Consider the following 20,447-nt stretch of genomic DNA (forward strand, 5'->3'; position numbering starts at 1 on the left):
GCCCCCTAGCGGCTCGGCGCGTGGGCGCCGGCCGGCGGGCGCGGGCGTCCCGTGCGGTGGCCGCGCGGGCCGTACGCGCCCGCCGGGTGCGGCGAGCCGAGGGAGGGCGGCAGGTCGGCGCGGCCGCGGACGTCGAGCTTGCGGTAGACGTTGGTGAGGTGCATCTCCACGGTGCGCGGGGTGATGAACAGCGCGTCCGCTATCTCCTTGTTGCTGACCCCGGCCCGGGCGAGCACGGCGATCCTGCGCTCGCTGTCGGTCAGCGAGTCGACGGGGCTGGCCGCGAGCTGCGGCATCCGGCCCCCGGCGGCGACCAGCAGTTCGCGGGCGAGCCCGCCCAGGATGTGGTAGCCGCAGCGGGTGGCGAGTTCGATGGCGCCGCGCAGGTGCCGACGGGCACCCGATGTGTCGCCGTGGCGCAGGAGTTCGTAGCCGAGCTGGTATTGGGCCTTGGCCTGGTCGAGGCGGGCCGGGGAGGCGGCGAGGGCGTCGACGGCCTCGGCGAGGAGGTCGAGCCGGGCCCGCCCCTCGGCGACGACCCCGGCGGCCATCAGGCCGAGGCCGAGGCCGCGCGGCGTGCCCCAGCGGCGTACGCGCTCCTGGGCGCGCTCGGCGAGGTCGGCGGCGGCCGAGGTGCGGCCCCGCTGGACGAGGGCGACGGTGGCGGACAGCCACCAGGGGGCCAGCACGGGGTTGGTGACGCCCGCCTCGTCCAGGCTGCGCCCGCAGCGCAGCCACAGCTCCAGCGCGCCGTCGAGGTCGCCGCGTTCGCGCCGCGCCCGGCCCCGGGCGTAGAGGTACTGGTGCCATTCCCAGATGTGCTGGTCCACGCCGCGCCGGCCGGCCCGGTCGAGTACGCTCTCGGCCCGTTCGGCGTGCCCCTGGGAGAGCAGCGCCGCGCCGAGGGCGATGTAGGGCATGGGCGAGCAGCGGCTGCCGCACTTCTCGGCGAGGTCGACGGCGGCGCGGGCGTCGACGGCGGCGGCGGTGACGTCGCCGGTGCCGTGCAGGGCGAGGGAGCGGCCGGCCAGCGAGGCGATGTGCATCCACGGTTCGTAGCGGGCCCGGCTGGCGGACAGCGAGCGGGCGAAGCCCGTCATGGCCTCGTCGACCTCGTCGGCGAGGGCGAGGACCAGGGACGCGCCGAGCACCCACCAGCCGGCGGGCGCGGGCTCCTCGACCTTCAGGGCGCGGCGGGCCAGGGAGACGGCCTGCCGGGCGGGCCGGCCGTCCAGGGCCGCGAAGGCGCTCATGACGGACAGCAGTTGGCGCTCGGCCGGGCTGTCGCCCCGCGGTACGGGCCAGGCTCCGGCCCGCTCGCGGACGCCCGCCATGGCCGACTTCTCGTTGACGGCGGTGACGAGCAGGGCGGAGGCGACGGACGTGCGCAGTTCGGCGTCGGCGGGCGCGGGGTCGGGGCCGAGCTCGGCCCCGAGGCCGTCGAGGACGTCGCCGAGGAGCCGGACGGCGTCGGGGGCGTTGTGCGTGCCGAGGGAGGTCATCCCGTACTCGACGGCGATCGGGGCCCGCTCCCGCGGCCCGCGCGCGTCGTCGAGGGCCTGCCTCAGCTGCCACAGCGCGGTGGCGGGGGCCACCTGGGCGGAGGCGCGGGCGAGTTCGATGCGGACGACCTTGCGCTGGGCGTCGGTGAGGTCGGCGGCCAGGGCGCGGCGCAGGTAGCGCATGGCCGCGCGGGCGGTGTCCCGGCCGGGTGCCTCGGCGGCCGCGTCACGCAGGACGGTGAGCATCCACGGCTCGGTCAGCTCCTTGAGGAGCACGAGCTGGTCGGCGACGTCGGAGGCCGGGCGCCCGGCGTCGTTGAGCACCCGGGCGGCGCGGGCGCGCAGCGCCTCCAGCCGGTCCCCGGTCAGGTCGGCGAGGACGGCCGGGCGGACGGCCTCGCGCATGACGAGGACGGGGTGGGGTCCGGCGGGGGTCTCCGCGCCGATGACTCCGTTGCGGCGCAGCGCCTCCAGCGCGGAGGTCAGGCGCCCGCCGGTGACGCCGGAGAGCGCGGCGAGCGGGTCGGGGCAGGCCCGGCCGAGGACGGCCAGGGCCCGGGCGACGGCGCGTTCGTGGGCGGGCCGACCGGCCAGGTGGGCGCTGGCGGAGGCGGCGAGGAGGCTCTCGCCGGTCTTGCGCAGCCGTCGGGCGCCCGCGGTGTCGGGGCGGGCTCCGGTCGCGCGGACTCCGGTGAGGAGTTTCCGCAGCAGGCCGGGGTTGCCGCCGGTGACCTCGGCACAGTGCCGGAGGAATGGTTCCTCCGGGGGGCGGCCGAGCGTCCGGGTGATCATCTCGGCGGTGTCCCGCGGCCGGAGCGGGCCGAGGTCGAGGGGGTGGCAGCGGCCGTGGGCGAGGAGTTCTTCGAGTACGGGCGTGCCGGGCCCGCGGCACTCGGTGCGCTGGGCGAGGAGCACCAGCAGGGGCCGGGCGGTGGCGCGGCGCAGCACGAAGTCCACGCTCCGCAGGGACGTTTCGTCGCACCACTGGGCGTCGTCGAGGACGAGGGCCAGGGGGCCGGTCGCCAGCAGTCGCGTGAGGTGGCGGTGGAGCCCGCTGTGGGCGGCGTGGGCGCTCCGGGCGGCGGAGGCCCCGGGCGGCGGGGCGACCGGGTCGGTGCCGAACAGTTCGCGTACGGTGCGGTGGCCGTCGGGGTCCGCCTCGGTGGCGGCGGACCGGCGCACCCGTACGCCCCGGGAGGTCAGGTGCTCGGCGAAGGCGGCCAGGAGAGCGCTCCTGCCGATGCCGGCGGGGCCGCGGACGAGGACGGCCCGCGCGCTACCGCCGCGGGCCCGCTCGGCGCACCGTGCGAGGCTGTCCAGTTCGGCGGCGCGGCCGACGAGCTGCCCGGTGGCGTCCTGGTCCTGTTCCTTGATGACCGCCACGGCGTTTCCTTCTTTCGTGAAGCCGCACTCGAGCTCCGGTGATCGACGTGGCGGAAGGCGGTTCACGAAGGCGGCCTCCGGGACCCGACTTGCACGATCAAGATCGGAAACGACGGTAACAGGACGGCTGGTGGGCACCCATCACCTTTGAGACAGAATGCGGAGCACTGATGGCCAAAGGTTGAACGGTGCGTCCATACCCGCCTACACGGCGTGCCCATACCGTCGGCCGCGCCGGAAAAGAGCCGAAACCGATCCGCGGCGCCGGGCTCTGCACATGGCTGTCATATGCCTGCTGTAATCTGCCCGGTTCCGCGCCGCATGACGGCACGACGCCGGGCCCCTCCGCGGCTGTCGCGAAGGGGCCCGGCACCGTCGGGGCGCGCGCCGCGGCGCGAGGCCCCTTACCGCCTATCGGATCGGCACGCCCGATACCGTACGGGCGATCACGAGCCGCTGGATCTCGCTCGTCCCCTCGAAGATGGTGTAGATGGCCGCGTCGCGGTGCATCCGCTCCACCGGGTACTCGCGGGTGTAACCGTTGCCGCCGAGGATCTGCATCGCCTGCGCCGTGACGGTCTTGGCCGTCTCGCCCGCGAAGAGTTTGGACATCGAGCCCTCCGCCGAGGTGAAGGGCTTGCCCGCGGTGGCCATCCAGGACGCGCGCCACACCAGCAGGCGGGCGGCGTCGATCCGGGTGCGCATGTCGGCGAGCTGGAAGGCGACGCCCTGGTTGTCGATGATGGGGCGGCCGAACTGGACGCGCGTCTTGGCGTAGTCGAGGGCCACCTCGTACGCGGCGCGGGCGATGCCGACCGCCTGGGCCCCCACCGCCGGGCGGGACGCCTCGAACGTGGCCATCGCGGCGTTCTGCGAACCGGCCCCGCGCTCGCCGCCGGCCTTGGCGCGCTCGCGGGCGCGGGCCAGCCGCTCGTCCAGCTTCTCCTTGCCGCCGAGCAGGCAGCGGCCGGGGACCCGGACGCCGTCGAGGACGACCTCGGCCGTGTGGGAGGCGCGGATGCCGTGCTTCTTGAACTTCTGCCCCTGCGACAGCCCCGGCGTGCCCGGCGGAATGATGAAGGAGGCGTGGCCGCGCGAGCCGAGGGCGGGGTCGACCACCGCGACGACGATATGGACGTTGGCGATGCCGCCGTTGGTCGCCCAGGTCTTGGTGCCGTCGATCACCCACTCGTCCTTGGCCTCGTCGTAGACGGCTCGGGTGCGCATCGCCGACACGTCCGAGCCGGCGTCGGGCTCGGAGGAGCAGAAGGCGGCGACCTTCACATCACTGGCGTCGCCGTACATCTGCGGGATCCAGGTGCCGATCTGCTCCTCGGTGCCGTTGGTCAGGACGCCGATCGCGGCGAGACCGGTGCCGGTGATCGCGAGCCCGAGGCCGGCGTCACCCCAGAAGAGCTCCTCCAGGGCCATCGGTATGCCCAGACCCGTCGGGTCGAAGAACTGCTGGGCGTAGAAGTCGAGCGAGTACAGCCCGATCTTGGCCGCCTCCTGGACGACCGGCCACGGGAATTCCTCCCGTTCGTCCCACTCCGCGGCGGCGGGGCGCATCACGTCGGCGGCGAAGCCGTGGATCCAGTCGCGCACCCCCCGCTGCTCCTCGTCGAGCTCCATGCGAAACCCCGTCACGGCCGTCACAGCCCCTCCCACCGCTTGTTACTCCTGGTAACGGGAGTATGTTACCCACTGGTACAGGTGTCAACGTGCTCGTCTCCCCGATTCGCTGCGTGGGGCGGGTGTTACGTTGCGCATGCGTGACAGATCGCAGGGGCGGGGAGGCAGTCCTATGGAAGCCAGTCAGCGGGACGATCAGCAGCGGGTGGCGGAACGGCGGCGCAAAGAGCTGCTGGAGGCCGCGGACCGGGTGGTGCTGAGGGACGGGCCCGGGGCGTCGATGAACGCCATCGCGGCCGAGGCCGGCATCACCAAACCGATCCTCTACCGCCACTTCGGCGACAAGGGCGGGCTCTACCGCGCCCTCGCCACACGCCACACCGACGCGCTCCTCGACGGGCTGCGCGCCGCGCTGGACGCGCCGGCCGCCCGCCGCGACCGGGTCGAGGCGACCTTGGACACCTACCTCGCGGCCATAGAGGCGCGGCCGCAGGTCTACCGCTTCCTGATGCACCCCGCCGACGAGGGCCAGCCCGCGGAACAGGGCTTCGACGTGGGCCGGCACTCCGCGCCGCTGCTGCGGCGTCTCGGCGAGGAGCTGGCCCAGGTCATAGCCGAGCGCGTCGACCTCGGCCCCGGCAGCGAGGAGATGGCCCGCGCCTGGGGACACGGGATCGTCGGCATGATGCACGCCGCGGGCGACTGGTGGCTGCGCGAGCGCCCCTTCCCGCGGGCACACCTGGTGCGCCACCTCGCGGATCTGCTGTGGGGGCGGCTCGCGGCGGCGGGCGACCTTCCCGGAGGGCCGGGCTTCTAGCCGGGAGCCCGCACTACGCGCGGTGTCCCCGATCACCGGGCGGGCTGGATTCCCAGCCCGCCCGGGCGACAACCCAGCCCGTCTGGGGGCACCGCCCAGCGGTAGCTGGAGGAGATCGAGGACCGGGGTCCGAGGCGGAGCCCCGATCAGGAACGCAAGCCACCCGCCAAGCCGCGGGCGCAAACCGCGGAGCCCCGTTCAGGAAGCCCAGGCCGCCCGCCGGGCAGCCCGCAGAGCCCGGTACCGCCGGAGCCCGGCGAGACGGTCCACGTACAGCCCACCGCCCAGGTGATCGCACTCATGCTGAAGACACCGCGCGAAGAACCCCGTACCGCTCACCCGAACCGCCGCACCGTCCGCGGTGAAACCTTCCACCACCGCGTGGTCGAAGCGCTCCGTACCCGCCTCGATCCCCGGCAGGGACAGGCAGCCCTCGGGGCCCCGGACGGTGATGCCGTCGGCCTCCACCAGGCGGGGATTGACGATGTGCCCGAGATGGCGGCGGTCCTCGTCGTCCGGGCAGTCGTAGACGAAGACCCGCAGCGGAACGCCGATCTGGTTGGCGGCGAGGCCCACGCCCCGGGCCGCGTACATCGTCGCGAACATGTCCTCGACCAGCTCCGCCAGGGCCGCGTCGAAGTCCGTGACCTCCTCGCAGGGGGTGCGGAGACCCGGATCTCCGAGCAGCCTCATGGGCCGTACATGTCCTGAACCACCGGGAATCGAGCCTCTGCGCATGGGGTCAACCCTACGTTCCGCAGGCCGCGGGTTCGGGCCCACGGCCGGATCTCGATAGGCTGCTCCCCGACCGAAGCCTCCCGGCTGGCGATTCGGCGCGGAGGGGGCGTTCCACCGGCGGACCAGGGACAGGCGCGGCGCCGGATGCAAGGAGGATCTAGGACGATGGCAGGCAACACGGGGCCGCTGTCACCGCGGGCCAAGCTGGCCGTGACGGCGGGCAAGGCTGCTGCGGCGGTGTCGCGAGCCGCGGGCCGCGGCAGCGGATCGGTGATCGGTGGCAAGGTCGCGCTCAAGCTCGACCCGGATCTGCTCGCGCGGCTGGCGACTCACCTGGACGTGGTCCTGGTGTCGGCCACCAACGGCAAGACGACCACGACCCGGCTGATCGCCGAGGCACTGCGGGCCAGCGGCCCGGTGGTGTCCAACGCGCTGGGCGCGAACATGCCGGCCGGCATCACCTCCGCCCTCGCGGGCGGCTCGGACGCGCGCTACGGCGTGATCGAGGTGGACGAGAAGTACCTGGCGGGTGTCGCCCGCGACGTCTCGCCCAAGGCCATAGCGCTGCTGAACCTCTCGCGCGACCAGCTCGACCGGGCCGCGGAGACGCGCATGCTCGCCGAGAAGTGGCGCGAGGGTCTGGCCGGCACCAAGGCCGTGGTGATCGCGAACGCGGACGACCCGCTGATCGTGTGGGCCGCCTCCTCCTCGCCGAACGTGGTGTGGGTGGCGGCCGGTCAGGAGTGGAAGGACGACGCCTGGTCGTGCCCGTCGTGCGGTGGCGTGATGCAGCGTCCGGGCGACGACTGGTTCTGCGGCGAGTGCGGGTTCCGCCGGCCGACGCCGAGCTGGGCGCTGTCGGGCGACTACGTCCTCGACCCGCACGGCAGCGCGTGGCCGATCCACCTCCAGCTGCCGGGCCGGGCGAACAAGGCGAACGCCACGACCTCGGCGGCCGTCGCGGCCACCTTCGGGGTGCCGCCGCAGGTGGCGCTGGAGCGGATGTACCAGGTCCAGGCGGTCGCGGGCCGGTTCGACGTGGTGTCGTTCCTGGGTCGTGAGGTCCGGCTGCTGCTGGCGAAGAACCCGGCCGGCTGGCTGGAGACGTTCTCGCTGATCGACGGACCGCCGGCACCGGTGATCCTGGGCGTGAACGCCCGCGGCGCGGACGGCACCGACACCTCGTGGCTGTGGGACGTGGACTACACCCGGCTCGCCGGGCACCCGATCTTCGTCATCGGTGACCGCAAGCTCGACCTCGCGGTGCGCCTGGAGGTCGCGGGCCTGGACTTCCGGGTCTGCGAGACGGTGGACGAGGCGGTGCAGTCGGCGCCGCCCGGGCGGATCGAGCTGATCGCCAACTACACCGCGTTCCAGGACGTCCGCCGCCGCGTCGGCAACTGACCCGCAAAAGGATTGTGAGCATGAGCCAGAACAGTCTGCGTGTGGTGTGGGTCTACCCCGACCTGCTCAGCACCTACGGGGACCAGGGCAACGTCCTGGTCCTGGAGCGCCGGGCGCGCCAGCGCCGCCTGGACGTCCAGCGGGTGGACGTACGCTCCGACCAGCCCATCCCGACCTCGGGAGACATCTATCTGATCGGCGGCGGTGAGGACCGTCCGCAGCGCCTGGCGGCCGAGCGGCTGCGCCGCGACGGCGGTCTGAACCGGGCCGTCGCCAACGGCGCGATCGTCTTCTCGGTCTGCGCCGGCTACCAGATCCTGGGCCACGAGTTCATCAACGACCTGGGCCAGCGCGAGCAGGGCCTGGGCCTGCTCGACGTCGTCAGCACCCGCGGCGAGGGCGAGCGGTGCGTCGGTGACGTCCTGGCCGACATCGACGACCGGCTGGGGCTGCCGCCGCTGACCGGCTTCGAGAACCACCAGGGCATCACCCACGTCGGCCCGAACGCCCGCCCCTTCGCGCGGACGCGGATCGGCAAGGGCAACGGCACGGGCGACGGCACGGAGGGCGCGTACAACGACACCGTCTTCGGTACGTACATGCACGGTCCGGTCATGGCCCGCAACCCGCACATCTCGGACCTGCTGATCAAGCTGGCGCTGGATGTCAACGCCCTGCCGCCGGTCGACGACCGCTGGTACGAGGCCCTGCGCAACGAGCGGATCGCGGCGGCGAGCCAGCCCTCGTAGACGGCCGTACAGCCCGCATGACGGACGGTTGTGTTCCCCGCCACCTCCCACTTGTAGGGTGGCGGGGATCCAGCCGGACGACGGGGTCCGGTCACCGGCCCTGTTGTGAAGGTTCCCTGTCATGCGCATTGGTGTACTCACCTCCGGCGGCGACTGCCCCGGCCTGAACGCCGTCATCAGGTCCGTCGTGCACCGCGCCATGGTCGACCACGGCGACGAGGTCATCGGATTCCACGACGGCTGGCGGGGGCTGCTGGAGGCCGACTACCGCAAGCTCGACCTGGACGCGGTCGGCGGCATCCTCGCCCTCGGCGGTACGGTCCTGGGCTCCTCCCGGGTCCAGCCGGCGCAGCTGCGCGACGGCGTCGAGCGGGCGCGCGGCCATGTCGCCGACCTCGGCCTGGACGCGATCATCCCGATCGGCGGCGAGGGCACCCTCAAGGCGGCGCGGCTGCTGTCGGACGCCGGACTACCCATCGTGGGCGTACCCAAGACCATCGACAACGACATCGCCTCGACCGATGTGACCTTCGGCTTCGACACGGCCGTGGGCGTGGCCACCGAGGCCCTGGACCGGCTGAAGACGACCGCCGAGTCCCATCAGCGGGTGCTGATCGTCGAGGTGATGGGCCGCCACACCGGGTGGATCGCCCTGCACTCGGGCATGGCCGCCGGCGCGCACGCCATCGTCGTCCCCGAGCGGCCCTTCGACATCGACGAGCTGACCGAGGTGGTCGGCCGCCGCTTCGAGGCGGGCAAGCGCTTCGCGATCGTGGTGGTCGCCGAGGGCGCCAAGCCGCGCGAGGGCTCCATGGCCTTCGAGGTCGGCGGCACGGACGTGTACGGGCACGAGCGGTTCGCCGGGGTCGCCCGGCAGCTGGCCGGGGAGCTGGAGCGGCGCCTGGACAAGGAGGCCCGCCCGGTGATCCTCGGCCATGTGCAGCGCGGCGGCACGCCCACCGCGTACGACCGGGTGCTGGCGACGCGGTTCGGCTGGCACGCCGTGGAGGCGGCGCACCAGGGCGCCTTCGGGATGATGACCGCGCTGCGCGGGACCGACATCACCCTCGTGCCGCTGGCCGAGGCCGTCGAGCGGCTGAAGACGGTGCCGCGGGAACGGTACGCCGAGGTCGAGTGCGTGCTGTGAGCCGGTCTCCGTCCGTCTCACGGAGCCGCCCCCGGCCGGAGTCCCGGCCGGGGGCGGCTCTACTCTGGTCCCGGCGCATTGGTGCGAAATGGGAGAGAGCGGATGGATCACAGCGGGCACGGCATGATGATGGACATGCCGCCGTTCACGCTGGGACGGGGTCTGCAGTTCAGCGGCGAACCCTTCTTCATGATCGGCTGCCTGCTCGGGCTGGCGCTGTACGGCTGGGGCGTGGTGCGGCTGCGGCGGCGCGGTGACGCGTGGCCGGTCGGCCGGACGGTCGCGTTCGTGACCGGCGTGCTGACGGTGGCGCTGGTGATGTGCACCAAGCTGAACGACTACGGCATGGTCATGTTTAGCGTGCACATGGTCCAGCACATGGTGATCAGCATGCTCTCCCCGATCCTGCTGCTCCTCGGCGCGCCGGTGACGCTGACGCTGCGGGCGCTGCCGGCGGCGGGCCGCGGGCGCAAGGGCCCGCGCGAATGGCTGGTGGCGCTGCTGCACAGCCGCTACATGCGGATCATCACGCACCCGGCGTTCACGATCCCGCTGTTCATCGCGAGCCTGTACGCCCTCTACTTCACGCCGCTCTTCGACTTCCTCATGGAGTCCAAGACCGGCCACATCGCGATGATGGTGCACTTCCTCGCGGTCGGGCTGGTGTTCTTCTGGCCGATCATGGGCGTGGACCCGGGGCCGCACCGGCCGGGCTATGTGATGCGGATGCTGGAGCTGTTCGCCGGCATGCCGTTCCACGCGTTCTTCGGCATCGCGCTGATGATGGCGTCGGAGCCGATGATCAGCACGTACAAGAACCCGCCGGCCTCCCTGGGCATCGAGGCGCTGGCGGACCAGCAGGCCGGCGGCGGCATCGCCTGGGCGTTCAGCGAGATCCCCTCGATCGTGGTGCTGCTGGCCCTGGCGTATCAGTGGTACCGCTCCGAGCAGCGGCAGTCGCGCCGCTACGACCGGTCCGAGGACCGCAACGGCGACAAGGAACTGGCGGAGTACAACGCGTATCTGGCGTCGCTGCGCACGCGCGGGTAGGGAGCCGCCGAGCTCGAACCGATCCGGACGCCGGTGTGGCGGCGGGGGCCGCGGCCGGGAGACGATGGTCTCCTGGCCGCGGCCCTCGCGCATCCAGGCGTCCCGGGCCGCCCTGAGGAGGTGCGGGGCATGCCCGGATCGACGAAGACGATGGCGGGGCTGACGGTGGGCGGGCTCGTCGCGGTGACCGCCTACAGCGTGACGATCGGCAGCGACGGCTGGCTGTGGTTCGCCTGGGTGGCGCTGATGCTGATGACGATAGGCGCGCTGGTGGCCCGCGGCGCCTGAGCGGGCGGGCTAGAACCGGAAGACGGGCCCGGTGGCGACGTCCATCGCGCAGGCGTTGGGGTACGTCTTCCGCCAGACGACGGGGTGTCCGTTCCAGTCGCCCTCGGCGGTGGCGGTGACGGGGTCGTACTCCCGGGTGCACAGGTGCTTGTCGGCGATCACCGCGTCGGGCTCGCCCTGGGCCCGGCGGAGCGTCTCGCACGCCTTGGCCGCGTGCGGATGGTGCCCGTCGGCGGCGGGGCAGCTGAGCTGGGTGCCGCGGATCCAGGTGTTCTGGGCGCCGGAGACGGTCAGGAAGAGCCGCCCGTGCTCGGGGTCGCCCGCGGACGCCGAGGGCGCGGCGAGGGCGAGGAGCGCGGCGGCGGCCGCCACGGCTGCCACGGCGGTACGTACGGACATCGGTGCCTCCTGGGACGCGGGTCTGCCCGGTACCAGGCCATCGCGCGTGGGGGCCACCGGGCAAGCGGACGCACCGGGCCGTCGCCCGGCCGGCGGCACACGATCACCCGCCCGGCCCTGCGGCCGGGGCCACCGTACCGCCGCTGCGGGCCCGCCCTGCCCCGCGGCACACGGCCACTGCCCGCCGAGACCGCGCTGACCTGCGCAAAAACCGTTCGCCAACTGCCCGGGTGATCCGTACGGTCAGCCCGGTGACAGGGAATCGCATATGAGCGCGCGACTGCGCGGCATGGCCAAGGAGACCGAACAGATCGTCGCGAGCGGTGGCTTCACCACTCCCCGGGGCCGTCGCGTCGACCTCACGGACGCCATCGCGGCGGCCGTGCGGGGAACGCGCCTGTACGGGCCGGGGCCGGTGCCCGTCGCCGAAGGGCGGCCGGCGGGGCGGACCGTGTTCGAGGTGACGGGCGAGGGCAGCCTGGACGCGGCGCGGCGCGTGGCCGGCGACGGCCCGGTCGCGGTCCTCGACTTCGCCTCCGCCCGCAACCCCGGCGGCGGCTACCTCAACGGCGCCCAGGCCCAGGAGGAGGCGCTGTGCCGGGGCTCGGCGCTGTACACCTGCCTGCTGGAGGCCCCGGAGTACTACGCGGCGCACCGGGCCGACCCGAGCCCGTTCTACAGCGACCGGGTGATCCACTCCCCCGGCGTGCCCGTCTTCCGCGACGACCGCGGCACGCTCCTCGAAACCCCTTTCACCGCGGGCTTCCTGACCTCACCGGCCCCCAACGCGGGCGTGATAGCCCGCCGCGACCCCACGGCGGCCCCCCGCGTCCCGGCGGCCCTGACCTCCCGGGCGGAACGCGTCCTGGAGGTGGCGGCCACGAACGGCTACCGCCAACTGATCCTGGGCGCCTGGGGCTGCGGCGTCTTCCAGAACGACCCGGGGACCGTCGCGAGAGCCTTCCACACCCACCTGACGGAACCGGGCCGCTTCACGAACCGCTTCGACAGGGTGGTCTTCGCGATCCTGGACCGCCGCACGGATTCCCCGGTCCGCCAAGCCTTCGCCGACACGTTCACGGCGGCCGGTATCTGAACTCGTGCTCGGCCGACAGGCCAAAGCACGGCGCCCCGTTCCCTTGCGGGGGACCGGGGCGCGGTGACGGTGCGGCTTCGTATCGCCGTCAGCCCGTCGTGAGCTTCTTCAGCTGGGCCGTCTGGGGGCCGGTGTCCTGGGCCGGGATCTGCCAGCGGACCGTGTGGCCACCGCCGTCGGTGTAGGTGAGCGTGCCGCCCCGCTGCGCCTCGGTGATGTCGAAGGTCTTCGCCCGCCACTTGGACGCGCCGGCCTGGATCGGGCCGCCGCTGTCGAAGCCCTCCAGGAAGATGTCGGCCGCATTGCCGTCACCCTGCCCGACCGACTGGCCGTCGGGGGACACCCATGACCATCCGCCTCGCTGGAGCGGTACCGACTCCGCGGCGGCCGCGTTCGTCGTGGGGCGGACCTTGACCGTCACGATGACGAACAGGGCGCGCTCGGGCTTGTCGGCCTTCACCTTGGGGGTGTAGACGACGCTGGTGGGCGTCATCTCCAGCCGGCCTCCGCCGCCGGACCCGACCGTCTCCGTGCCCTTCCCCAGCAGCAGGGTCTCCCCCGCGACCGAGGCGACCGGAGGCGCTGACGCGGAGCTCTTCGGCGGCTGGGCTTTCGTCTCGCCGCTGCTGCTGCAGGCGGCGACGGGCAGGACGGCGGCGATACAAACCGCGGCTATGACACTGGTGCGCATGGATCCCCTGAGATCTGAGTGGACCGATGCACCGTACCGCCGGTAACAATCCCTGGGCGGCCGACCTGCATGAATCGTGACCAGGCCGCTACCCCTTTGCGACCGGCGACCCTGGACACAAGGCGACATCACCCCATATAGAGCCGCACCGATGCCAACGCGCCGTAGCGCGCCCGAAATCTACCCATATAAAAATCGTGCGGCCGATATCGGCGCCGTCCCTTACAGTTGATCACGTCCAGGTGCGCAGGCGGGGGTTACTTCCACTCTTAATGGGGCGGTCGCGGGTTCGAGTCCCGCCGTCGACTTCGTGTCGACGTAGCTCAGTTGGCAGAGCACCTTGTCACCCCCTCCGACTTCGATCTCTGGACACCCAACTTCGGATTTGCACCTCCCGGTGCGCGGGCCGCGGCTACTTCTTCCAAATAAGTCCGCCGCAGCCGTCTTTGATCTCGGGAGGCACAGCACGGGGGTTGCCCGGTGCGCGGGCGGCGGTTACGTCTAGCGCTTCACGGCGCGCGGTTTTCGATACCCGCAGAACCGCGGCCGACCCTGATCTCGGGCACCCCCTGCTGAAGCCTTCCCTCCATGTGAGGGGACTTTCCATGGCACGCTTCAACACCCGCGCCGCCGGACCGGCGCCGAGCTCGCCCGTGACCACGACCGGGGAGCGGGACGCCACCCACGAAGGCGGCACCGGCTACCTCCGCGACACCAAGTCCGAGCTCTTCCTGCTCGCGGTGACGAACATGGTCGGCACCGACACCTTCTACGAGACCGGCGGGCAGCGCGACGACCGTTTCACGCACCTCGTCCGGAAGCTCGCGATCGACGACCCCGACTGGTGCCTGGATTTCCTGCGCTGGCTGCGAGGCCCCGGCAACATGCGTACCGCCGCACTCGTCGGCGCCGCGGAGTTCACCGCCGAACGGATCCTCAAGGGGGCCGCCGGCCACTCCCGGCAGGCTGTCGACGCGGTCCTTCAGCGGGCCGACGAGCCGGGCGAGATGCTCGGCTACTGGACCGCGCGGTACGGGCGGACGCTCCCCAAGCCGCTCAAGCGCGGTGTGGCCGACGCGGTCCGGCGCCTCTACAGCGAGAAGACGCTCCTGAAGTACGACACGGACTCCAAGGGCTACCGGTTCGGCGACATCCTCAACCTCGTGCACCCGTCGCCCGCCGCCGACAAGCCCTGGCAGGGCGACCTGTTCAAGCACGCCCTCGACCGGCGCAAGGGGCGTGACGAGGAGATCCCGCCGTCGCTGGGGATGGTCCGTGCCCGCCGGGAGCTCCTGTCACCGGGCGGCTCCACGGAGAGCCGCCGACTCGTCCTGTCCACAGCGGAAGGCCGCCGGCGGCTCCACGAGGCCGGCATGACCTGGGAGTCGCTGGCCGGCTGGCTCCAGGGCCCGATGGACCGGGAGGCGTGGGAAGCGGTCATCCCGTCCATGGGATTCATGGCGTTGCTCCGGAACCTCCGGAATTTCGACGAGGCCGGGGTCTCCGACGAGGTCGCCGAGGCCGTGTGCCGCAAGCTCGCCGACGCCGAGCAGGTCGCCCGGTCCCGGCAGCTGCCCATGCGGTTCTACTCCGCGTACAACGCCGCCCCGTCGCTCCGCTGGGGCCACGCCCTGGACAAGGCGCTGACCGCCTCGCTGGGCAACATCCCCGCGCTGCCCGGCCGCACGCTGGTGCTCGTCGACACGTCCACCTCCATGGAGGCCGGGTTCTCCCGCGACGGCTCGCTGAAGCGCTGGGACGCCGCGGCCCTGTTCGGCCTCGGTCTCGGCCGGCGGTGCGAGCGGGCGGACGTCGTGTCGTTCTCCAGCGCCCGCCGCTACGTGAACGACGAGCCGGGCGCGAGGACCAAACCGTTCCCTCTCGGCCGCGACGAACCGCTGCTGCGAGCGGTGGGGCGCTGGAAGGACGGGGGCTGGTTCCTGGGCGGCGGCACCGACACCGCCGCCGCGCTCCGCCAGGAGTTCAAGGGACACGACCGCGTCGTCATCGTCACCGACGAGCAGGCCGGTCACGACGCGCACGAGGTCACCCGCTCCATCCCGGAGACGACCCCGATGTACACCTGGAACCTGGCCGGCCACCGCACCGGCCACGCTCCGTCCGGCGGCCACAACCGACACGCCTTCGGCGGCCTCACGGACCAGGCGTTCCGCATGATCCCCCTACTGGAGTCGGGGCGCGACGCACGGTGGCCGTGGGAGACCGCCCCCACCGACTGACGCGACGAAGAGCCGCACCCCGGTCCGTTGGAAGACCGGAGTGCGGCTCATCCGCATGTGCTCAGGAAGACACTCCACCCCACCGTGGTCTTCCGCTGATCGTCATGTCAGCGGCGGTCAGGCGATGGGGGACGTCGACCTGGCGGTCGCCATCCGTCAGTTCCCGGGCGGCCCGGGCGGCCATCTGCTCTCGGGTAAGCGCCATGTCAGGCACCGCCTTCCTGCTGGGTACGGACTGTACGGCGCTCGATGCGCCGCGCGGCCGTGGAGTCGCCGGGGTGGACGCGCACGACTCTCTGGACGAACACGCCGGGCAGATGGACCTCGTCCGGGTCCAACTCGCCGGGTTCAACCAGGTGCTCGACCTCGGCGATGGCGACCTTGCCGGCCATCGCCGCCAGCGGGTTGAAGTTGCGGGCGGAGGAGCGGAAGACCAGATTGCCGTGGCGGTCGCCAATGGTGGCCCGCACCAGTGCGTAGTCGGTGGTGATGCTGTGCTCCAGCAGGTACTCGGTGCCGTCGAAGGTGCGACTCTCCTTGGGTGGTGAGGCCACGGCGATTTCGCCACCTGGCCCGTACCGCCAGGGCAGCCCGCCCTCGCTGATCTGAGTGCCGGCGCCGGCTGGTGTATAGAAGGCGGGGATCCCCGCGCCTCCGGCGCGCAGCCGCTCGGCGAGGGTGCCCTGCGGTACCAGCTCCACCTCCAGCTCCCCGCTGAGGTACTGCCGGGCGAATTCCTTGTTCTCTCCCACGTATGAGCTGGTCATCCGGGCGATTCGGCCCGCTCGCAAGAGCAGTCCCAGCCCCAGTCGTCCACACCGCAGTTGTTGGAGACGATCCTGAGTCCGGAAGTGCCCTCGCGCAGCAGGGCGGCGATCAAGGCGCTCGGTATACCGCACAGGCCGAACCCACCGACGGCAAGGGATGCCCCGTCGGGGATGCCTCTCACCGCCTGGACAGCGTCCACAACTGTCTTGTCCGGACCCATGCGACCTCTCTCCATCTTTGATGCTCTCTGTGACCAAGCAGGTGCTGAGCCTAAGAACATCGGACCACTGGTCACCATGGTTCTCTCCCACACACTGACGGCCTCGCATGTGAGGGGTTATGCGCTCGCGCGCTGAGAAAAATCGCCAGGCGACTCCCAGCCGACCACTGTCCGGACGGTCTATAACCGACATGGACAAAGCCTGAGCATGTGGTTGGCACACATGGGCCGGATTGGCCTGCTCTGCCGCCGGGCCGTCGAACACCGTCATGTGTCACCCAGCGAGGGGGTCTCGACGTATAGCACTGAGCACCTCCCGCCGGGCCGTCATCATGGCGTGCACGCCCATATCCGTCGCGTGCTGTGGCCGCCTAACCTCCGCCCGTCTAAACGGAGGTACTTCATGGCTCAGCCCATCACCACGAGCGCGCGACCACGCGTGCGCACAACCCTCGTCACCCTGTTCATGATCTCGCTGTCCCTCGCACAGACAGCGACGGCCATGCCTTCCAGCGCGAGCGTCGCGCGGGACCGGCACTGCACTGGCCTGGCACGACTTACAGTGCCCGGCGCCGCGTACGAGCAGGCGAGCTGCCTGGACGAGCTGACCACGGCAGGGACCATAGAATCCGGTCACACCGATCCGGCCGACTGGGCGGGCCTGACCCCGAAGGATCTCGCGACCCCGAGCGGCGTGCCGGGTATCCAGATCGATGGCTACTTCCCCGACACTTCTACGACCAATACCAACCATGGCTGGAATCACGACGCTCAGTTCGTCATCCGGCTGCCCGACCGATGGAACGGCGGCCTGGTAGTAACGGGCACCTCCGGCAACCGGGAGCAGTACGCCAACGACCGGGCAATCTCCGACTGGGTCCTGTCACGTGGCTATGCCTACGCCGCCACCGACAAGGGCAACACCGGGCCGACCTTCTACCGCGACGGCTACCGGCCGGGTGACGCCATCGCCGAGTGGAATACGCGCCTGACTCAGCTCACCCGGGCGGGCCGTGCCGTGGTCGCCCAGCGCTACCATCGCCCGCCCGCGCGGACCCTGGCCACGGGGATGTCCAACGGCGGCTACCTGGTGCGCCGGCAGTTGGAGAACCACCCTGAGCTGTATGACGGCGGGGTGGACTGGGAAGGCACGCTCTGGCGCGCCGACGGGCCGAACCTGCTCACATCCCTGCCGCCCGCCCTCCGCCATTACCCCGCGTACGCGTCTGGGCATAGCGCCGAACAGGCACGGCAAGCCATGTACGCGGCCGGGTACCCGGCCGGTTCAGAGTTCCTGTGGCCGTACCACGACCAGGTGTACTGGGATCTCACCCAGCGCATCTACCGAGAGGAAATCGACCCCAGCTTCGACGGTCCGACGGAAGCCGGCACCCCGTACTGCGCCCCTGGAAGTCCGGCCTGCGACGCGGACTACGACTACGCCTCGCGCCCGGCGGAAGTCCACCGCGCTGTGCAGCGGATCGCCCTGACCGGCCGCATCGGAAAGCCCCTGATCACCATCCAGGGAACCCTGGACGTACTGCTTCCCATCAGCCAGGACTCCGACGTGTACACCCGCATGGTGCGCCAAGCAGGCCGCGGCGCGCTGCACCGCTACTACCGCATCGAAGATGGCACCCACACCGACTCCTTGGCGGACGTCTTCCCCGACCGGCTGCGGCCGCTCGTCCCGTGCCACCGCTCCGCATTCACCGCCCTGGAGGAGTGGCTGGCCCACTCCCAGATGCCTCCAGCAAGCCACACCGTGCCCCGCCCGCCCACCGCCAACGCGGACACGCTCCTGACCTCCTGCCCTCTCGGCCATTGACACCACACGGCCCACCGCGAGCGACGTCTCGCGGTGGGCCTGAGCTGTGGGAGTCCAGGTACGCGGCCGGCGCAGCGTGTGCATGTAGGGGAGTCCGCCACCCCTGCACGGGCCATTGTGGTGCTGGTTCCCATAGGAGAGCTGGCGACGTGACCCTACTGTTTCCGGCCATGACCAGGGAATTTGCACCCTCACAACTGCCAGAGACGTCCTCGAGCTCGGCCGCACGCGGCGTGGACCTGTCCGGACGCACCGCACTGGTGACCGGCGGCGCCGGCGGCATCGGTCTGGCATGCGCCGCCGCCCTCGGCGCCGCCGGCGCGACAGTCCACGTGGTCGACCTCGACGCCAAGAAGGCCAAGACAGCCGCCGATGCCATCGGGGGCGTGGCACACACCGCCGACCTGGCTGACCCAGACGTGATCGACACACTGCCCGCTGACATCGACATCCTCGTCAACAACGCAGGGCTGCAGCACGTCGCCGCGCTCCACGAGTTCCCGCCCGAGCGCTTCGCGCTCATGCAGCAGGTGATGGTCACAGCCCCGTTCCTGCTCATCCGGCGCGTACTGCCGCACATGTACATGGCCGGATGGGGCCGGGTGGTCAACATCTCCAGCGTCCACGGACTGCGCGCCAGCGCGTACAAGTCGGCCTACGTCGCCGCCAAGCACGCCTTGGAGGGTCTGAGCAAGGTCACCGCCGTTGAGGGCGCCCCACACGGCGTGACCAGCAACTGCGTGAATCCGGGCTACGTCCGCACCTCTCTGGTCGAGGGCCAGATACAGGACCAAGCCGTAGCCCACGGCATCAGTACCGGCGACGTCCTGTCCGACGTGCTGCTGGCACGCACTCCGGTCAAACGACTGCTTGAGGTCGAAGAGGTGGCCGCCGCGGTCTTGTGGCTGTGCGGACCCCACTCCAGCTACATCACGGGATCCTCGCTGCCCTTGGACGGTGGCTGGGCAGCGAACTGACCCGAGCAGCGTACGTCCCACCCGCGTCTTTCCCGTCCTTTCCCCGCATACGAAACTGGTGACACATGTCCGATGCCCCGGCCACCGGCCCCACTGTGCCAGGACGCTCTCCTGGCATCGCCCGGATCGTCAGCGCGAGCCTGATCGGCACCACCATCGAGTGGTACGACTTCTTCCTCTACGGCTCGGCTGCCGCGCTGGTGTTCAACACACTCTTCTTCCCCACCGCCGACCCGCTCGTCGGCACCATGATCGCTTTCATCACTTATGCGATCGGTTTCGCCGCTAGGCCGCTCGGCGGCGTCGTCTTCGGGCACTTCGGCGACAAGATCGGGCGTAAGAAGCTGCTCGTCATCAGCCTGCTCATGATGGGCGGGGCCACCTTCGCGATGGGCCTGCTGCCCACCTATGGCACGCTCGGCGTTGGCGCGCCGATCCTGCTCACCGTGCTGCGCCTCATCCAAGGCTTCGCGCTGGGCGGCGAATGGGGCGGCGCGGTCCTCCTCGTCTCCGAGCACGGCGGTGACAAGCAGCGCGGCTACTGGGCTTCCTGGCCGCAGGCCGGGGCCCCGGGCGGCAACCTTCTGGCCACGGGTGTCCTCGCCTTGCTCGCCGCTGTCCAGTCGGAAGAATCCTTCAACGCGTGGGGCTGGCGCATCCCCTTTCTGCTCTCCGGTGTCCTGGTCCTCCTCGGCTTGTGGATTCGCCTCTCCGTCTCCGAGTCCCCTGTCTTCCTGGCCGCCCAGGCCAAGACACAGGCCGACGCCGCTCGCGGCATCGAGGAGAAGCCACCGGTGGTCGAGGTGTTCCGCCGCAGCTGGAAAGAGGTCCTCACCGCCGTCGGCACCCGGTTCGGTGAGAACATCTCCTACTACATCCTCACCGCGTTCCTCCTGGTCTACGTCACAGGCCACCTAAGCCTGCCCAAGAGCACCGCGCTGAACGCCGTCCTGATCGGCTCCGCCGTCCACTTCGTCACCATCCCCCTGTGGGGCGCGCTCTCCGACCGCATCGGACGCAGGCCAGTCACCTTGATCGGCTCGGTAGGCATGGCACTGTGGGCCTTCGCATTCTTCGCCCTGCTCGATACCAAATCGTTCGCCGTCATCACACTCGCGGTCACCATCGGCCTGCTCCTGCACGGAGCCATGTACGGTCCGCAAGCCGCCTTCATCTCCGAGATGTTCGACACGAAGGTTCGCTACTCCGGTGCCTCCATGGGCTCCCAACTCGCTTCCATCGTCGCCGGCGCCTTGGCGCCGATCATCGCGGTCGACCTCCTCAAGGACTACGACTCCGCCACTCCCGTCGCGCTGTACCTATGCCTCGCCGCAGTCGTCAGCACCATCGCGGTCGCCCTCGCCGGGGAAACACGTGGCCGGGACCTCACCCTCGCCACGACGGACGACCCCACTCACCAAGCACCCCGCCCGGCGCCCGCACCCGCCGAATCAGAAAGGGCGTAATCCGCTCCACCCGCCCAGCCCGATCGGGAATGATCCTCGGGCACCAGGCAAG

The 20,447-nt window shown here is 71.3% G+C and carries 16 protein-coding genes and 1 pseudogene; 11 read left to right on the plus strand and 6 right to left on the minus strand.

The window, feature by feature from the left end; genetic code table 11:
* Positions 1 to 5 precede the first annotated feature (5 nt).
* Complete coding sequence (locus ACZ303_RS27785) at positions 6 to 2,885, minus strand: helix-turn-helix transcriptional regulator (RefSeq protein WP_467343205.1); 2,880 nt, start codon at positions 2,883 to 2,885, stop codon at positions 6 to 8.
* A gap of 411 nt (positions 2,886 to 3,296) precedes the next feature.
* Positions 3,297 to 4,517 (minus strand): acyl-CoA dehydrogenase family protein, encoded by a 1,221-nt coding sequence (locus tag ACZ303_RS27790; RefSeq protein WP_467343206.1) that lies wholly within the window; start codon positions 4,515 to 4,517, stop codon positions 3,297 to 3,299.
* Positions 4,518 to 4,689: 172 nt separating this feature from the next.
* Between ACZ303_RS27790 and ACZ303_RS27795 the strand changes: the two genes are divergently transcribed.
* Entirely contained in the window at positions 4,690 to 5,334 is a 645-nt protein-coding gene (locus tag ACZ303_RS27795; protein WP_467343207.1) for a TetR/AcrR family transcriptional regulator, read from the plus strand.
* A 198-nt stretch (positions 5,335 to 5,532) separates the two neighbouring features.
* Here the strand turns inward: ACZ303_RS27795 and def are convergent, their stop codons facing one another.
* The gene (def, locus tag ACZ303_RS27800) at positions 5,533 to 6,072 is read right to left on the minus strand and encodes a peptide deformylase (protein ID WP_467343208.1); all 540 of its coding nucleotides are present in this window, start codon (positions 6,070 to 6,072) and stop codon (positions 5,533 to 5,535) included.
* 165 nt (positions 6,073 to 6,237) lie between these two features.
* On the opposite strand from def, the gene ACZ303_RS27805 reads away from it, so the two are divergent.
* From ACZ303_RS27805 to ACZ303_RS27825, 5 genes are all read left to right on the plus strand, one after another.
* Complete coding sequence (locus ACZ303_RS27805) at positions 6,238 to 7,476, plus strand: MurT ligase domain-containing protein (protein ID WP_467343209.1); 1,239 nt, start codon at positions 6,238 to 6,240, stop codon at positions 7,474 to 7,476.
* A gap of 20 nt (positions 7,477 to 7,496) precedes the next feature.
* Positions 7,497 to 8,225: a type 1 glutamine amidotransferase gene (locus ACZ303_RS27810; protein ID WP_215084552.1), complete on the plus strand. Its 729-nt coding sequence runs from the start codon at positions 7,497 to 7,499 to the stop codon at positions 8,223 to 8,225.
* Positions 8,226 to 8,346: 121 nt separating this feature from the next.
* The gene (locus ACZ303_RS27815; RefSeq protein WP_467343210.1) at positions 8,347 to 9,372 is read left to right on the plus strand and encodes a 6-phosphofructokinase; all 1,026 of its coding nucleotides are present in this window, start codon (positions 8,347 to 8,349) and stop codon (positions 9,370 to 9,372) included.
* 102 nt (positions 9,373 to 9,474) lie between these two features.
* The gene (locus ACZ303_RS27820) at positions 9,475 to 10,422 is read left to right on the plus strand and encodes a cytochrome c oxidase assembly protein (RefSeq protein WP_467343211.1); all 948 of its coding nucleotides are present in this window, start codon (positions 9,475 to 9,477) and stop codon (positions 10,420 to 10,422) included.
* Positions 10,423 to 10,551: 129 nt separating this feature from the next.
* The gene (locus tag ACZ303_RS27825; protein ID WP_467343212.1) at positions 10,552 to 10,710 is read left to right on the plus strand and encodes a hypothetical protein; all 159 of its coding nucleotides are present in this window, start codon (positions 10,552 to 10,554) and stop codon (positions 10,708 to 10,710) included.
* 9 nt (positions 10,711 to 10,719) lie between these two features.
* On the opposite strand, the gene ACZ303_RS27830 is transcribed toward ACZ303_RS27825, so the two are convergent.
* Positions 10,720 to 11,109 (minus strand): SSI family serine proteinase inhibitor, encoded by a 390-nt coding sequence (locus ACZ303_RS27830; protein WP_467343213.1) that lies wholly within the window; start codon positions 11,107 to 11,109, stop codon positions 10,720 to 10,722.
* A gap of 268 nt (positions 11,110 to 11,377) precedes the next feature.
* Between ACZ303_RS27830 and ACZ303_RS27835 the strand changes: the two genes are divergently transcribed.
* Positions 11,378 to 12,205 (plus strand): TIGR02452 family protein, encoded by an 828-nt coding sequence (locus tag ACZ303_RS27835; protein WP_467343214.1) that lies wholly within the window; start codon positions 11,378 to 11,380, stop codon positions 12,203 to 12,205.
* A gap of 88 nt (positions 12,206 to 12,293) precedes the next feature.
* Here the strand turns inward: ACZ303_RS27835 and ACZ303_RS27840 are convergent, their stop codons facing one another.
* Complete coding sequence (locus ACZ303_RS27840; RefSeq protein WP_467343215.1) at positions 12,294 to 12,896, minus strand: hypothetical protein; 603 nt, start codon at positions 12,894 to 12,896, stop codon at positions 12,294 to 12,296.
* Positions 12,897 to 13,501: 605 nt separating this feature from the next.
* Between ACZ303_RS27840 and ACZ303_RS27845 the strand changes: the two genes are divergently transcribed.
* On the plus strand, positions 13,502 to 15,136 hold the full coding sequence (locus tag ACZ303_RS27845; protein WP_467343216.1) for a TROVE domain-containing protein: 1,635 nt from the start codon (positions 13,502 to 13,504) through the stop codon (positions 15,134 to 15,136).
* A gap of 206 nt (positions 15,137 to 15,342) precedes the next feature.
* Here the strand turns inward: ACZ303_RS27845 and ACZ303_RS27850 are convergent.
* Positions 15,343 to 16,124, minus strand: a pseudogene (locus ACZ303_RS27850) (CoA transferase subunit A).
* Positions 16,125 to 16,527: 403 nt separating this feature from the next.
* Here ACZ303_RS27850 and ACZ303_RS27855 point away from each other — a divergent pair.
* The 3 genes from ACZ303_RS27855 to ACZ303_RS27865 all read left to right on the plus strand — a co-directional run bounded on the left by ACZ303_RS27855 (position 16,528) and on the right by ACZ303_RS27865 (position 20,395).
* Positions 16,528 to 17,952, plus strand: a complete 1,425-nt coding sequence (locus ACZ303_RS27855; protein ID WP_467343217.1) for a 3-hydroxybutyrate oligomer hydrolase family protein — start codon at positions 16,528 to 16,530, stop codon at positions 17,950 to 17,952.
* Positions 17,953 to 18,122: 170 nt separating this feature from the next.
* Positions 18,123 to 18,929: a 3-hydroxybutyrate dehydrogenase gene (locus tag ACZ303_RS27860; RefSeq protein ID WP_467343338.1), complete on the plus strand. Its 807-nt coding sequence runs from the start codon at positions 18,123 to 18,125 to the stop codon at positions 18,927 to 18,929.
* Positions 18,930 to 18,994: 65 nt separating this feature from the next.
* On the plus strand, positions 18,995 to 20,395 hold the full coding sequence (locus tag ACZ303_RS27865) for an MFS transporter (RefSeq protein WP_467343218.1): 1,401 nt from the start codon (positions 18,995 to 18,997) through the stop codon (positions 20,393 to 20,395).
* The last annotated feature ends 52 nt before the right edge of the window (positions 20,396 to 20,447 follow it).

Source organism: Streptomyces sp. NPDC023527, assembly GCF_055560115.1.

Bases quoted from the DNA above. Each gene is read 5' to 3' on its own strand.
- ACZ303_RS27790 (WP_467343206.1), bottom strand. From the start codon at position 4,517: ATGGAGCTCGACGAGGAGCAGCGGGGGGTGCGCGACTGGATCCACGGC.
- ACZ303_RS27795 (WP_467343207.1), top strand. From the start codon at position 4,690: ATGGAAGCCAGTCAGCGGGACGATCAGCAGCGGGTGGCGGAACGGCGG.
- def (WP_467343208.1), bottom strand. From the start codon at position 6,072: ATGCGCAGAGGCTCGATTCCCGGTGGTTCAGGACATGTACGGCCCATG.
- ACZ303_RS27805 (WP_467343209.1), top strand. From the start codon at position 6,238: ATGGCAGGCAACACGGGGCCGCTGTCACCGCGGGCCAAGCTGGCCGTG.
- ACZ303_RS27810 (WP_215084552.1), top strand. From the start codon at position 7,497: ATGAGCCAGAACAGTCTGCGTGTGGTGTGGGTCTACCCCGACCTGCTC.
- ACZ303_RS27815 (WP_467343210.1), top strand. From the start codon at position 8,347: ATGCGCATTGGTGTACTCACCTCCGGCGGCGACTGCCCCGGCCTGAAC.
- ACZ303_RS27820 (WP_467343211.1), top strand. From the start codon at position 9,475: ATGGATCACAGCGGGCACGGCATGATGATGGACATGCCGCCGTTCACG.
- ACZ303_RS27825 (WP_467343212.1), top strand. From the start codon at position 10,552: ATGCCCGGATCGACGAAGACGATGGCGGGGCTGACGGTGGGCGGGCTC.
- ACZ303_RS27830 (WP_467343213.1), bottom strand. From the start codon at position 11,109: ATGTCCGTACGTACCGCCGTGGCAGCCGTGGCGGCCGCCGCCGCGCTC.
- ACZ303_RS27835 (WP_467343214.1), top strand. From the start codon at position 11,378: ATGAGCGCGCGACTGCGCGGCATGGCCAAGGAGACCGAACAGATCGTC.
- ACZ303_RS27840 (WP_467343215.1), bottom strand. From the start codon at position 12,896: ATGCGCACCAGTGTCATAGCCGCGGTTTGTATCGCCGCCGTCCTGCCC.
- ACZ303_RS27845 (WP_467343216.1), top strand. From the start codon at position 13,502: ATGGCACGCTTCAACACCCGCGCCGCCGGACCGGCGCCGAGCTCGCCC.
- ACZ303_RS27855 (WP_467343217.1), top strand. From the start codon at position 16,528: ATGGCTCAGCCCATCACCACGAGCGCGCGACCACGCGTGCGCACAACC.
- ACZ303_RS27860 (WP_467343338.1), top strand. From the start codon at position 18,123: ATGACCAGGGAATTTGCACCCTCACAACTGCCAGAGACGTCCTCGAGC.
- ACZ303_RS27865 (WP_467343218.1), top strand. From the start codon at position 18,995: ATGTCCGATGCCCCGGCCACCGGCCCCACTGTGCCAGGACGCTCTCCT.